We start from the raw sequence: 14,629 nt of genomic DNA on the forward strand, positions 1-14,629 counted from the left end.
ACGGTAATCGGATACGGATTACTGTTTACTAATTACCGATTATTGGAAAAAGCCTCCTGGCGTTTTCATTGGTTTGCTGGGCAAAGACGACCGTTTCCACACCACGTTCCTGTGCCAACCGTTCGGCTACATACGCGACGTAAGCCGGTTCGTTCCGCTTGCCCCGGTATGGGTGCGGCGTCAAGAACGGCGCATCTGTCTCCACCAAAATGCGGTCATCCGGCACTTTTTTAGCAATCTCGCGCAGGTCACCTGCTTTTTTGAAGGTGACAGGGCCGGTAAATCCTAAATAGTAACCAAGATCGAGGGCGGCAACGGCCGTTTCCCAATCGCCAGAAAATGAGTGCAGCACACCAGGGTTCTCACGCCCCACCAGCGGGGAGTCCGCCAACATCTGAATTACGTCCACACTCGATTCCCGGTTGTGAATAATCACGGGTAAGTTTAATTCAGCCGCTAACTCAAGCTGCAAACCCAACGCTCGCTTCTGTACCTCCTTCGGTGATTTGTCCCAGTAATAATCCAAACCAATTTCGCCAATCGCCACCACTTTGGAATGTTGCGCTAAATCACGCAGCACGCCAATCCAGCTATCCTGCCACCCCGCCGATGAGTTCGGATGAACACCGACGGCCGCAAAAATGCCGTTATACTTTTCTGCCAGTGCCAAAACAGTGCGGCAATTTTGCAAGTCCAGCGCAGGCACAATAATTTGCAACACGCCAGCATCCGTTGCACGCTGCACAATTGCGTCTCGGTCTGCATCAAAACGGTCAAAATCCAGATGGCAGTGGGTGTCTATGAGCAATCTATTTGCCCCAATTTTCTGGCAAACGCACGGCAATCACTTCGCCCCGCACGCAAACTTCGCCTTCCGCCAGCAAATCAATTGCCACAACTACTTTGCGCGGCTTAATTTCTCGCACCGTACCACGAAGCTCCAACTCTGGCCCCAACGGCGTGGGGCGTAAATAATCTACTTTTAGCGATCCGGTAACAAAGCGCACAGGCGGCTCAGAGTCAATATCTCGGTCTTCGGCACGGGCAGCAGCGGCAGCGGCCGTTCCCGTCCCGTGGCAATCAATCAGCGAAGCCAGCAACCCGCCGTACACATAACCTGGCACGGCCATGTGCTCCGGGCGCGGCACAAACCGTGCCACCGACTGCTCGCCATCCCAGTAGCTTTTTATTTGCAGGCCGCTTTCGTTCAAACGGCCGCAACCATAACAGTAGCTCGTATCTTCCGGGTAATAATCCTGAAACGCTTTCATCTTTCACCAACAAAAAACAAATCACGAATTTATCGAATAAACGAATGACACGAATCTTTTTATAATATTCGTGTCATTCGAGAGATTCGTTCTATTCGTGGTTAAATAATTCTAGCGCAAACCCGCCAGCTTCATCCCATCCTCCAGGATGGCCTGCACCTTGTCCTCATAAGTCGTTTCGCAGTAAACGCGAATGACAGGCTCCGTGCCGCTAAAGCGCACCAGCAGCCAACCGCCGTCTTCCATCACAAATTGGTGGCCGTCAATCGTCACGATCTCCGTCACCTTCAAACCGCCAATGGTATCGGGGCGGGCACTGGCCACGTTGTTTTGGATTTCTGCCTTACGCTCGGCGTCAAAATAGGTGTCAATGCGGTTGTAAAAATGTGCCCCCACCTTATCAAACAAAGCCGCCAGCAGTTCCGATGGCTTCTTGCCCGTTTTCATCATCATGTCCAGCATGAACAACCCAGCCAAAATACCATCCCGCTCTGGCACATGCCCCTGGAACGCATAGCCGCCGCTCTCTTCGCCACCAATCAGCGCGTCTACTTCTACCATTTTAGGGGCGATGTATTTGAAGCCCACGCCCGTTTCATGCACAGGCACATCGTACAGCTTGCCCAGCTTGTTGAGCATTTTGGTAGTAGAGACTGTTTTAACAATGGGCCCACGTTCGCCGCGTACCTCCAGCAAGTAGTAACCCATCAGACCGTACACGCGTAGCTGATCCATGAAGTTACCGTTTTCATCGCCAAAACCCACGCGATCCGCATCGCCGTCGTTGATGATGACTACGTCGGCTCCCGCTTCCTGGGCAAAGCTCAGACCGTGATCTACGTTGGGCGGAATCGGTTCAGGGCGGGTCATGTAGGGGAAAATTGGGTTGCGCTCGTTGTGGACTTCTTTCACGGTGGTTTTGCCACCAGCCAGCAGCCGCGGGAACCAGCCAGCGCCGTTGCCCCACATGCAATCTACCAAAATTGTGAAGCCAGCCTCTTTAATCGCTTCGATATCTACCAGCCGATTTAGCTGGGCGATGTAGGCGGGGGCGGCGTCGAAAATCTCAACCAGCCCCTGCTTTTTGGCGGCTTCGAGCTTGGTGGTTTTTACGGCCGTAATCCCTGGTATTTCTGCCTCAATCTTCTTCAAATCATGGGGAGGAATCGCCCCGCCATTCACATCTCGCACCTTAAAGCCGCAATCCCAAGGTGGATTATGGCTGGCGGTGATGTTAATGGCACCAGCCGCCTGCTTATCTACCACTGCGTAGGAGATGGTGGGCGTGGGGGTCGCGGTCTCGGTTAGCCAAACGTGGATACCGTTGGCCGCCATCACTTCTGCGGCCGTTGCCGCAAAAAATTCCGCCTGGAATCGCTTATCGTAGCCAATCACGACTCCCTTTTCGGCCAATCCTTCAGTGTGTAAAAAATTGGCAAACCCCTGCGTACAGCAGCGCACATTGTCAAACGTATACTCTTCAGCAATACGGCCGCGCCAGCCATCTGTTCCAAATTTAATCGTCGTCATTTTGTTCTCCTGAGTGCAACCTCCCGCAGGCTTCCCATACAAGTTAGCGCTTAAGACAAACCTGCGGGAGGCTAAATTTATTAAACTGCTACCCGGCCAGCCTGCAATAATTTGATGTCTGCGTCAACCATCATTTGTACTAACTGCTCAAAGGAAACGGCCGGTTCCCAACCGAGTCTTTCACCCGCCTTGCTGGGATCGCCAACCAGCAAATCAACTTCGGCGGGGCGCATGAACCGTTCATCCTGCACCACATAATCGTGCCAATCAAGATTGACATGGCCGAAAGCCACATCGAGGAACTCTTCAACGGAGTGCGTTTCGCCTGTGGCGATTACAAAATCATCTGGCTGGTCTTGCTGAAGCATGAGCCACATCGCCTTTACATAGTCGCCAGCAAAGCCCCAATCTCTGCGGGCATCCAAATTGCCTAAGCGCAACTCATCCGTGAGGCCGAGCTTGATTTGGGCGACGTGATGCGTAATTTTGCGCGTCACAAATTCCAGGCCCCGACGCGGTGACTCGTGATTAAACAAAATGCCGGAGGTCGCGTGCATATCGTAACTTTCGCGGTAGTTGATGGTGATCCAATGGCCATACACTTTAGCCACGCCATACGGACTGCGTGGATAAAAGGGCGTTGTTTCACGTTGGGGAACCTCTACTACCTTGCCAAACATTTCGCTAGAGCTGGCCTGGTAGTAGCGTATTTTGGGGTCTACAAAGCGGATGGCATCTAGCAGGCGCGTCACGCCAAGAGCCGTCACGTCTCCTGTGAAAACGGGCTGGTTCCAGCTTGTTTGCACAAAGGATTGGGCAGCCAGATTGTAAACTTCGTCGGGGCGATGCTCTTCCAGCAGATGAATCATGGAAACCTGATCACCCAAATCGCCAGGCACCAATGTGACTTGATCTTGAATGTGGGCAATTCGGTGAAAATTGATTGTACTGGTACGCCGCACCATGCCAATGATGTCGTACCCGCGTTCGAGCAAAAATTCGGCCAGATAAGAACCATCCTGACCTGTAATTCCTGTAATTAATGCTTTGGGCATATGACCTTCCTAAACGTTATTTTGTTCGTTGGTTTGCTATCAATTGAGCGAGAGGATTATAGCCTAGCCGTTGGGTTGCGTAAACCAAAAGAGACGATTGCGCTGGGCAATCGCCTCTTTGTAGTAAAGGTAAATTGGCAATTATTTAGCTATCAGCGCTGGACGATGGGCAGGAAGGTTTGCGAACCATTTACCAGCAGGTAGAGCGTCACGGTGCGCTCAATGCCATCGCCGCTGACAGTGATGGGGACGCTGTACAGGCCGCCCGTCGTTTGCCCAGCATCGTTGTGGGTGATGGTGATGGTTTTGCTGCCTGGCGGCGTGATGCTGCCAGCCGGAATGTTGACTGAAACGCCGGGCGGCACGCTGTCGGCTTGAAAGGTAACGGCCGTATTAAACCCACCCGTTGGCGTAACCGTTAGCTCATACTGGGCAGAATTGCCGGGAACGGCCGTTTGCACCACCTGATCCACCGCCACCGCAAACCCATACGCCGAACCGTAGGTAATCTCCAGCGTCGGGCGGCGGTCTGGCACAAAGGTCTCGGAAGAACCAAAATATTTTCCGCTGTGGCGAGCGCTGTCTGCCGAGTAAAGTGCCAGGCGCAGTGGTTGTCCATTCTCGTACGCTTCGGCTACGGCCGCACTTAAATCCCAAGTGATAAATTGACCATCTCCGCCAATTGGTAACGGATCAACCCAAGTACGGGCCACATTTTCCACCGCTCGCGGAGCGTTGTTCCACACCAGCGTGTTCTCGTTCCAATCCTCATCTACCGTAAATACCTGAATCAGCGACGGCTGCGCCTCGGAGGGAAGCGAGTTGCCGAAATGGTACATTGTTAGATCTGCTGAGACGATTGCTTGACCAGCAGGCAAGGCATCTAGCGGAAAAGTGACGTAATATTTAGAGAAGCAGCCCCAATCCCCCAAATTCCACTGATTTTGGATGTTGATTTGGAAGTCACCTGCGTAATTGAAGTTACCCCAGGTGTTCCACAGCGGCGGGAAGCCGCCGCAGTTGGTCGCCCCGCCAACGTGTCCATCCGGCACATCTGCGCCATTTTCGCCGTGGCGAATGGTGGCGGTGTTGCTGCCAATCACGCCGCTGGGAGGTGTATAGCTGGGCAAGCCAAAGTGCATTTCTCCCCAAGTGGTGGGGCTGGTGCTGTTCAGCCCCTCTGGCCAGTAGCGGTCTTCGTGGGCAGTGCCGTCTTCATCGTGGGTGGTCAGCCCCAGCCCCCAGACAGTGCCTTGAGTCGGTGGGCCACTCAGCCCTAGGCTGCTCCAGGGAATGCGGAAGGTGATGTTCCAGCCTGCGTCGTCTTCCTGGTTGTTGAGTCCGGTGGTGGTTTGGGTGCCAACGGCCGTTTCAAATGCCAAATCCATCTCCGTCCAGCCAGACCCATTGCCCACATAGGCAAAATCGTAGGCGGGTCTTTGGTCTTGCTGGTTGGCGTTTAGCGCATCTAGCTGGCCAATGAAGCGATAGCTGCTACTGTCCGGCGCACCGCCGCTGTTGCCATCCAAATCCAGGTGCAGCGTGGCGGCGTCCCAGTTGGGCATCTCTGCGGCCGTGGGCGACGGATCATAATACATGAACCGATCAATGATGTGGAAAACAACGTGCAGCTTTTCGCTGTTGTAAATGATCCGCACGTCGGTATAGCTTTGGGTCGTCGGCCCCACTTCCCCGTACCACAAAATGGCTCTCTCTGCGGCGGGGATGTCTGGCTCAACGGCCGTTGTAAATGGAATGTTGATTCGGGGGGTTGTGGCTGCGCCTAATGGGTTGGCACGAACGGCCGTATCTCTCGATCCACTCTCTAAAACCAATCCAATTAGCAGGAACAGCAACAAGAACAAAAACAGTTTTGTGTTTTTCACGTTTTCACTTTTCATTGTTTATCGCCGCACAATGGGTAAGAATGCTTCAGTACCGTTAACCAGAAGGCGCAGCTCAATTGATTTTTCAACGCCGTCCCCCGTTGCCGTCACGTTGACCAAATACCACAGCGCTTGGTTGCCACTTGTATTGTCATCCAGCGTTACCGTAACGGAGCCAGGGGGATTGATGTTAGTTGAAGTGGGGCTGGCTACCAGCTCACTGTAGCCTTCTGCCACCTGAATTGTCACAGGGGCAACAAAACCACCCGTACCCACCACCGAAATCTCAAAGTCGAAGCTTTCGCCAGAATCTACATTGGCTACCACCGGATTGGCCGACAGCGAGAAGCCGTAGACTTGATTTTCAATTGCGGCTGATAACTTTTGAATATGGAACAGATCGCCCGTGGCAAAGCCCGGTTCATCCAAATATTGCGCCAATTCATCTCCAGTAGCTTCCAGAATGAGCGCTTTGGCCATAAAGATGGAATGTGCGTCATACAGCGGCACAATCGCATTTTCGGCATAGGCACCAGAGAAGAAAGTGACAAACCAGTACGGCGCAACCGTTTCATACTCTGCCAAAGCGTCATTCACATCACTCAGCGCATTGTTACGCAAATACTCAGCCAATTCAGGCACCAGGTAGATGAAGTTGCTAGCCACATTCAGCGTGCGGCAGTAAGGTCCGCCCTGAGACACTAACTGGTAAGCTGTGTCTTTGCTGAAATTGTTAGCCCGAAGGGCAAGCAGGCGGTTCAGCTCATTATTCACGTTGTTAGATTGGGGCTGACCAGCAAGCTGCTCCAGTTCCAGATAGCCAATGTAGCCAGCAATGTAAGCATTGTGAATCAGCGGCATGTTGAGCAGCAGCGTGTCAGACGGCTGCTGGTTAAATTCTTCAAAGAAAGCCGCCTGGCTTGCTGACCAAACAGCGTTGGCATTGCCGAACTCCTCAGCGTATTTCCAGAGGGCATACCAGGCAAACGGGTTGCGCCCCCAGATGCCTTCGCCGCCCCAACCACCATTGTTTTCCAGCGTGAAATTCTTGTTTTCTGGCCCGGTTAAGCTGCCCGCAATTTCCGGAGGCATGTTGTATGCTTCGCGGGGCGCACCGCTGTTCCAGCCCATGTGGTTGTATTGGTATGGCGGATAATTAGTGTACTCATCCTGCAAATAAGCCCGCACCGTCTGTTGCAATCCTGAGGAAAGATGGGGCAGCGCCATCAGCAAGGTGTACAGTGTGTCGGCCGGATTGCTCCAGTAATCTACCAGGTCGTCGCCGCAGGTGTTGCCTGCGCTGTTATCGAGCAGGCCGTGGCTCATAAACCCTGGCCGCAGATGGCCTGCTTCAACAATTTTTGTAATTTCAGCTTCCAGCTCCGCGATCAGTTCATCCTGGTCGGGAATATCCATGTTGGCTGGCGGCGGGAATCGCTTGGTGGCCAGCGGCAACCCGGTGGCCCCGTTGGCGCCAGTAGAGAAAGCCATGACGGTATTGCTGCGTAAGATGTAGACACGGCCGTTATACGGAATCGGCGGCGAGACATCCCCATGAAAGCCATAGACGCCGTTGACCGTGCCAAAATTGGAGTACGGCTTGGTGTAATTATCCGGCTGGGCGGCGTAAAACAGCGAGTTATAGCCCGGTGCCCAGGTGAGTAGATTGTAGCCGTAATAAATCCACTCGCGGTTGGGGTCTACGCCGCCATTGGGGAAGCTGCTGTTGGGCTGAGTGATGTTCACCGCGCCAGATTGCCTATCGCAGCACAGGTTCCAGTAGATGATGTTTCCCCCACCGGAAGCAGCGTGTGGTTCATCCACAGCCGCTACATCGCCACTGATGTTGGTAATGTAGGGATTGTCTGGCTGCCAGCCGGAAATGTGCCCACGCGCAATCGAAGCATCTGATGTGTAATTATTTTGCTGGTACAGGACGCCATCGGCTCCGATGACGGGCGGGTAGCGCGTACCGCTGGCGGTGCCTGTCCACAAAACGGGGGCGGTTGTTGTTTCTGCGCCATTGGCTTGGTTCAGCACAAAAACAGTGCGCCGCCACGGCTTGTCATCAAAGTAGTCGTAGATGCGATTGGCGTTGATGGTGGGCGTGCCGGATGCCCAATCCCCCGCTGCGGTGCTAATGCCGCCGATGGTGCTACCCGGCGGGATGCCTTGGTCGGTGTATAGCTCTTGCAGCTCTAGCTTTACCAACTGCCCGCTACCTGGCCAGGAAACGGCCGTGCTGTACGCATTGCTGCCAGAAAAGATCACCTTATCTTCATAAATGACGGGCCAGTACGAGTAAAAGCCAGCCCCCGGCAGCTTAGCAGACTTCCATACTAGGCTGCCATTGCTGGCATTTAGCGCGTAGGCAAAGCCGTCGTTTGAAGCAAAGTAAAGCGTGCCATTGTTGTAAGCGGCTGAATACAAAATGGGGCCACCCGTCTGGTAACTCCAATCCAGTTGGCCAGTGTTAGCACCAGAAATGGTGATGGCATACATGTTCCCGTCCCGGCTGCCTGCGTAGAGCGTGTCATCAATGATGAGCGGATTGGTTTCAAAGCCGCCGCTGCCGCTAAACGTCCACAAGCCCAGGCCAGAATTGACGTCAATGGCGTGGATTTTGTTGTCTAGGCCACCCACATAGGCCACACCGTTGTGGATGGTGGGGGAATGGCCCAGCGGCATTTCGGTGGCGTAGACCCACTTTTCTGCACCAGTTGTAGAGTCAATAGCATAGAGGCCACTCGCGGTAGAGATGTAGAGGGTGTTGTTGGCGGCAATGATTTGTACATGTGGGGGAATAAATGCCTCGAACGGTTTGTACCATTCAGCGCGGAGTTGGCCGCCAACTTCTTCTGGCGTCCAGGAGGTGCGCTGTGGATTGGCAGCCACCATCGGCCATTCGGCACTGCCTGCTGAAACTAGGGTTACGGCCGTTTCCCCTGGCTGCCCCATCAATATCAATCCCAATAAAATGGGAAATCCTGTTAACAAAAAGATGATTCGCTTCTTCACACTGGCAAGGTTCATAACAGTACTCCTGCTCGGCGACACAGTTTTGCCAAGCATAAATTTTCTTCTTCACCATCAAATGGGCTTCTTTGGAGTCCACCTCTCCCAAGGTTGGCTCAGACGGATACATTTCAACAGATCGGCCCCCGTGATTCAATAGTGCGAAAGTCCTAACTGGTACCTATTCACGCCCCGTTCACGCTCTTTGTTAGAGGTTTTGTCAGAAATTAGCGAATCCTGTTCCCTGACCCGTTTTTCTCGTTCCCACGTTCCGCGTGGGAATGCAATAGGAACGCTCTGCGTTCCAAGACGAGGAGCGTCAGGAGAGGTCATTCGACGCCTTGCGTGGAACGAGCCAGTTGATGTAGGGGCAGGCCTCCGTGCCTGCCCCTACCGGGAATATTGGTGGTGTTAGAAAATGGTTTGGATCGTGTGGGGGATGGTTAAAATGTCCGGGGATAGGTGCAAAATGTATGCTGGAGCCGCCTCCACAAGCTGACGCAAGGTTTGCAAATGTGCAGGAATCATGGCTTTATCCCACTGCTCCACAGCATGGGGCAGCAGGCGCGTTAGCGCAGCCGGTTTAGGCAGTGGGGTCAGGGCATGGTCGGTGCGATCTTCAATTTGGGGGAAGCAGATGGTGTGGACGGGTGCTTCATCTAGCCACACGTCTGGCCAGATGGATTCGGCCGTTACGCTGATTTTTTGACGGCCGTTCCCGCCTGAACTACTCATTGCCAATCCAAAATGGGCAAACGATTCTGGGTAGGCTGCCAGCACACCGGGGTATTGTTGGATACGGCCGTTCTTCACCACAATCGGCGAATCATTGGAAAGCAACTGCCAGCCTGCATTCAACAGCGACAGCCCTGTTGTTGTTTTGCCCGCACCGATGCCACCGACCAAAAGCACTGCCTGGCCACCATACGCAGCGGCAAAAGCGTGCAGCAAAAACTTTTGACGGCGGCGTAAATGGGGCGAGAGGCTGATGGCAATCAAATCTTCTAAAATTGCGTAGGTTTTGCCAGCGGCAGCAACTACTTTGCCCACCGTTTGCCCACTCGCCAAATCCAGATGTAGTTGACCGTATTTGGGAAAATGGGCAATCACTTGATCACCCTCTACAAAATAGTGCAGCAAATCACCTTGCTGAAAATCTGGGGGGCGATTGGGCGGCTCTGGAACGGTGACGGCCGTTTTGAAAGTAACCGTGAGATTGGGAACGGCCGTGCTCACCCGCAAGGAACCAAATGAATTCAACCAACCTTGCCACAAAGTTGCATCATCCGCATTCCCTTCGATAATTAGATCATGAAATTGCCATCGCATTGTGTTCATGCAAAAAGTATATGACTATAAGAAGTAATTGGGTAATTGGCTGATCAAATTGCCTAATTACCCAATTATATTTTATGGGAGAAACCATTGAATAAAGATTCCATCCTCCAACGCGCCGAAAATGTAACCTTTGAAGTGGTGGCGGACGAGGCCATTCTGATAGACATCAACACCGGCACCTACTTTTCTCTTAACGAAGTAGGTACCGAGTTTTGGGAAATGCTCGATGGGGTTCAAACCATCGAGCAGCACGCCACCATCATCGCTGCCAAATACGAAGTAGAAACGAGCATAGTGGTGGATGATTTGCTGGAACTAGCCAATGAAATGGCCAAAGACGATTTGATCATTATTCAATAATCGTTCATGCGTGCTTTTCTGACTCGCCTACGCCACTGGTCATTGGGACTGCACCTGCTACCTAGCTTGCTGGCCAACGCCCATCACCGCAAACTATTAACCGAAATGCGGTCGCTGGGTCAGCAACTTCCCACGCTCCTCAAACAACCACTCCCTCGGGCAATGGCTGAACTGGAAACGATGCAGGTGGAACGGCCGTTTCCCCTCCCACCAGAAACCAAAACCCGCCAACTAGCCGATCTCGCCGCCCTGCTAGACAGACGCTCACCGCTGGGGCTTTGTCTGCGCCGATCTCTCCTCCGTTATCGCTATTTACACGAACTTAAAGTGCCCGTCACGGTGCTGTTCGGAGCCAAATTTGCACCCGGTGAAACGCCGGACAAGAAAAAGATTGCGGGTCACGCGTGGTTGGTTTTGGGGGAACGGCCGTACCACGAAGACGACGAAAATTGGCAAGGGTACACTGTCATGCTGCGCTGGCCTGAGGCGAAGAAATAATCCGCAGATTATACAGATTGGCGCAGATTTTCTCTTCTCCCTCTGTGATCTCTGTCGCGGAATTTTTATTTTCGGGGGGTGTAGATGGTTAACGGCCGTATCACCGGATCATTCAAAGTGGGTGGTGATTGTTCTGGTGGCAGCGTTTCCGCAACTTTGTAATGGGTCAGCAACAGTTCCAAAAAAGCTGGCTCTGTCTCAAAAAAGTCACTTTCATCGGAGATGATTTGGGCAAACTGCCGCTGCTCGATTAGCGCAACTAAATCTGGTGGCAAAGGGTCAGCCCCGCGCTGACGGGCGTGCCAAAGGGTTTGTAGGTGGGTATACGGCCGTTTTCCTGCCCGCACCGCCACATTCGGGTGCATCAACAGCCACACCTCACTCGGTTCAGCTTCTACCCGCGCCACTAATGAATCGCCCGCCGTCCGCATTTCGGCCGTCGGCAAAAATTGCTGTGGCAAGCCACCATTCAACGGAAACGTCACCAGCCCAAACTGAATAAGCATTGCCCCCAGCCAAAGCCACTTTTTCATGTCATACCCGCGCAGGCGGGTATCCATTCCGGCAGTAAAAGTGGATTCTCGCTTTCGTGGGAATGACAAGGCTGGGATTAGGCAGAGGAAGGCATAACCGATGAGCATATTATTCAAATTGCCGCCAACCGTGCTGCGCCCTGCAACTGAGATGAATACGGCCGTTCCCACAAAAATCAGCCACGGATTGGCAGAGATTAGAGACTGGAGGCCAGAGACAAAAAATCTCCAATCTATAATCTCCAATCTCCTCAACCGCTGCACTACCAAAACGGCCGTCAACCCCACCAACACCCCCATCCCAGCCCCTAACTCCCATACAAAAATGTTCCGCAGCCGCCCCAAATCCAGCGGACTGGCATAGGCAATCGTCACCACGTAGTAGCTAAACCAGCCACCACTCACGTTTTCCAAAATCAAAACAGGCACCAGTGTAACTATCAAAAATGGAACAATAAAAAAGATGAGAATACGGATAAACCGTGACAACACGGATTTCTCTTTTTTCTCTGTGCCCTCTGTGGCAGAGAAATAGACCAAAGCAACGAAGGCCAAGAGCAGCCCGTTCTGCTTTGTCAAAAATGCTAGCCCCAGCAAAACCGCTCCCAAAACAACCCAACCCTCTGTGCCCCTCCGCGCCCCCTCCGTGTGACTCCGTGTTCCGCTTTTCCCCCCATAAACCAACAACACCAGTCCCGCCAAACTCAAAAACGTAAATAGCCCATCCACCCGCGCCAAATCGTACCAGCTACCCACCAACCGATAGCCGCCCAAGAACAAACCGCTGCCTACAAATGCGGCCGTTCCATTACCACTTTCTCGCCAGCCAATAATGAAAATGAGAACGGCCGTCCCCACCACACTCAAAAAAGAAATCAACCGCAGCGGCCAAAAGCCAAACCCCGCCAGACGCATCAGCTGCCCGCCCAGCAAGGTAAACAGCGGCATGTACACTTGTGGCACAAATTCCGCATTTGGCGCGATGAAAACGGGCAGGTTCTGCGCTACTCGCCATGCCTGCATCACCATCCCCTCCTCCACTAAATCCAGCGCATACGGATAAAACACCCGCGCCCACCCAACTCGCAAATACGCCACGCTGGTTACAAACGAGATGATCAACAAGACAACCCAAACAGCATCTGGAAAATTTGCGAAATCTTTGATATTTCTCTTCGTTTGATCCACTTCTTTGCCCATAGCCGTCAAATTGTATACCATCCTCAATTCATGTGTGGCATCACCGGAATCCTTTCTCCTAAAATCAATCGCGAACGGCTGGAAAAGGCTAACGACCTCCAGTTTCATCGTGGGCCAGACGACACGGGCATTTTTCTTGGCGATGGCGTTGGTCTAGCAGCGAGGCGTCTCAGCATCATTGATTTGGAACGTGGCCATCAGCCATTGTGCAACGAGGATGGCACTATCTGGATTACCTACAATGGCGAGGTGATGAACGCGCCCACGCTGCGAACAGAGCTGGAAGCCGCCGGACACCAGTTCCGCACCCGCACCGATACCGAAACCATCGTCCACGCTTACGGAGAGTGGGGTACCGACGCCTTTGTGCGGCTGCGCGGCATGTTTGCCTTTGCCCTGTGGGACGGCCGTTCCCAAAAACTCATCCTCGTCCGCGACCGCTTCGGCATCAAACCACTGCACTACGCCAAAGTTGGCAACGAACTGGCCTTTGCTTCTGAGATACGGCCGCTTTTCCACCTACTCCCCACGCTCACCAAACGCACCAACCATCAAGCACTCACCGCCTTGTTCCAGCATGGATTTATTCCCACGCCCCACACCATGTTTGCCGACGTGCACAAACTCCCTGCCGCTCACATGCTCATCGTGCAAAATGGGCAGTGTGAGATACGGCCGTACTGGCAGCTCACCTTCCCAGCACACAACAACTACCGCCAACTCAGCGAAGCTGACGCCTTAGAGGAATTCATGGCCCACCTGCGCGACGCCGTCGCTGCCTGGCGCATGAGCGACGTGCCCGTTGGCTCCCTGCTCAGCGGCGGCATTGATTCCAGCGCATTAGCCACCCTGCTCACAGAAATTAGCGGCCAGTCCATCCACACCTTCCACATCGCTTTCAGTGCTGCTAGCCACGATGAATCTACCTACGCCCAAGCCGTCGCCGAACGCATCGGCAGCCAGCATCACACCCTGCATTTTGACCCCGAAGCGTTTAATCTGCTGCCGAAAATCATCACCCAGCTTGAAGCACCGCAATGCTCCGCCACCAGCCTACCCATCTATATGCTGTACAAAGCGTGCCGCGAGGCGGGCTTCAAAGTAATTCTTACCGGCGAAGGGGCAGATGAACTGCTGGGTGGCTACCATTGGTTTGATGGGGATCGGCGGATACGGCCGTTCCTCCACATCCCCCAACCCATTCGCCAACTGCTCCGCCACCTTCCCCTGCCCGGTTCCGCCGCCGGGCAACGCGTCCTCACCCACGCCACCCACGACCCATTTGCCAGATTTGCCTTATGGCATCAAGTTACACCGCATGCGCTTCTGCAACAACTTCTTAACCGCGGAGAGCGCAGAGGACGTGGAGAAGAAGAAAAAAACTCTGCGCTCTCCGCTCCCTCCGCGGTAAATTCTTACCATCCACTAAACCAATTATTTGCACTTGAAGCCCAAACCCGGATGGTGGATTTTATTAACTTTGAGGTCGATCGAATGAGCATGGCCAACTCGGTTGAGGCGCGGCCACCTTTTTTGGACCGTAAGTTATGGGAATTTTGCGCCCAGTTGCCGCCGAATTTCAAGCTTAATGCCAAGCTGAACAAAGTTTTGCTGCGCCGGGGGATGAAGGAGCTGTTGCCAACGGCCGTTACCAACCGCGCCAAACAAGGACTTGCTACACCACACGCCGCCTGGTGGCGTAGTGAAAAACTGCCCGCTTGGGCGGAAGAATGCTTGCAGCCAAACTCGCTACGCGAAACTGGCTATTTTAATTTTGAAGTTGTGGAAAAATTGAGGAGAGAGCATCGGAACGGCCGTGCCGACCATAGTCGCATCCTCACCGGCATCCTCACCACCCAACTCTGGCACCAAGCCATGGTGATCAGCGATTAACATCTAAGTGCCAGTCACGGGGCGGGAAATTTACACTTGTGACACCTGTG

General features: G+C 53.4%; 11 protein-coding genes. 3 read left to right on the top strand and 8 right to left on the bottom strand.

Features of this window, described 5'->3' with window-relative positions:
* Positions 1–28: 28 nt before the first annotated feature.
* The 7 genes from ACOQPM_RS18310 to ACOQPM_RS18340 all read right to left on the bottom strand — a co-directional run bounded on the left by ACOQPM_RS18310 (position 29) and on the right by ACOQPM_RS18340 (position 10,086).
* Positions 29–808 carry a TatD family hydrolase gene (locus ACOQPM_RS18310; RefSeq protein ID WP_420631703.1) on the bottom strand — a complete coding sequence of 260 codons (780 nt, stop codon included), beginning with the start codon at positions 806–808 and terminating at the stop codon, positions 29–31.
* 1 nt (position 809) lies between these two features.
* The gene (locus tag ACOQPM_RS18315; RefSeq protein ID WP_420631704.1) at positions 810–1,271 is read right to left on the bottom strand and encodes a PaaI family thioesterase; all 462 of its coding nucleotides are present in this window, start codon (positions 1,269–1,271) and stop codon (positions 810–812) included.
* 111 nt (positions 1,272–1,382) lie between these two features.
* The gene (locus ACOQPM_RS18320; RefSeq protein ID WP_420631705.1) at positions 1,383–2,801 is read right to left on the bottom strand and encodes a phosphoglucomutase/phosphomannomutase family protein; all 1,419 of its coding nucleotides are present in this window, start codon (positions 2,799–2,801) and stop codon (positions 1,383–1,385) included.
* Positions 2,802–2,881: 80 nt separating this feature from the next.
* Positions 2,882–3,856 (bottom strand): GDP-mannose 4,6-dehydratase, encoded by a 975-nt coding sequence (gene gmd / locus ACOQPM_RS18325; RefSeq protein ID WP_420631706.1) that lies wholly within the window; start codon positions 3,854–3,856, stop codon positions 2,882–2,884.
* A 152-nt stretch (positions 3,857–4,008) separates the two neighbouring features.
* Entirely contained in the window at positions 4,009–5,757 is a 1,749-nt protein-coding gene (locus ACOQPM_RS18330) for a DNRLRE domain-containing protein (RefSeq protein WP_420631707.1), read from the bottom strand.
* A gap of 3 nt (positions 5,758–5,760) precedes the next feature.
* The gene (locus tag ACOQPM_RS18335) at positions 5,761–8,775 is read right to left on the bottom strand and encodes a PQQ-binding-like beta-propeller repeat protein (RefSeq protein WP_420631708.1); all 3,015 of its coding nucleotides are present in this window, start codon (positions 8,773–8,775) and stop codon (positions 5,761–5,763) included.
* 393 nt (positions 8,776–9,168) lie between these two features.
* Positions 9,169–10,086, bottom strand: coding sequence for a hypothetical protein (locus tag ACOQPM_RS18340; RefSeq protein WP_420631709.1), 918 nt, complete (start codon positions 10,084–10,086; stop codon positions 9,169–9,171).
* Positions 10,087–10,182: 96 nt separating this feature from the next.
* Here ACOQPM_RS18340 and ACOQPM_RS18345 point away from each other — a divergent pair, with 96 nt between their 5' ends.
* Together ACOQPM_RS18345 and ACOQPM_RS18350 are read left to right on the top strand one after the other, a co-directional pair.
* Positions 10,183–10,455, top strand: coding sequence for a PqqD family protein (locus tag ACOQPM_RS18345; RefSeq protein ID WP_420631710.1), 273 nt, complete (start codon positions 10,183–10,185; stop codon positions 10,453–10,455).
* A gap of 6 nt (positions 10,456–10,461) precedes the next feature.
* Positions 10,462–10,953 (top strand): lasso peptide biosynthesis protein, encoded by a 492-nt coding sequence (locus tag ACOQPM_RS18350; protein WP_420631711.1) that lies wholly within the window; start codon positions 10,462–10,464, stop codon positions 10,951–10,953.
* Between the two features lie 65 nt (positions 10,954–11,018).
* On the opposite strand, the gene ACOQPM_RS18355 is transcribed toward ACOQPM_RS18350, so the two are convergent.
* Positions 11,019–12,707, bottom strand: coding sequence for an ArnT family glycosyltransferase (locus ACOQPM_RS18355; protein ID WP_420631712.1), 1,689 nt, complete (start codon positions 12,705–12,707; stop codon positions 11,019–11,021).
* Positions 12,708–12,716: 9 nt separating this feature from the next.
* On the opposite strand from ACOQPM_RS18355, the gene asnB reads away from it, so the two are divergent.
* On the top strand, positions 12,717–14,579 hold the full coding sequence (gene asnB / locus ACOQPM_RS18360) for an asparagine synthase (glutamine-hydrolyzing) (protein ID WP_420631713.1): 1,863 nt from the start codon (positions 12,717–12,719) through the stop codon (positions 14,577–14,579).
* Positions 14,580–14,629: the final 50 nt, after the last annotated feature.

Origin of the sequence: Candidatus Leptofilum sp., from assembly GCF_965223525.1 — a bacterium.
Lineage (GTDB): Bacteria > Chloroflexota > Anaerolineae > Promineifilales > Promineifilaceae > Leptofilum.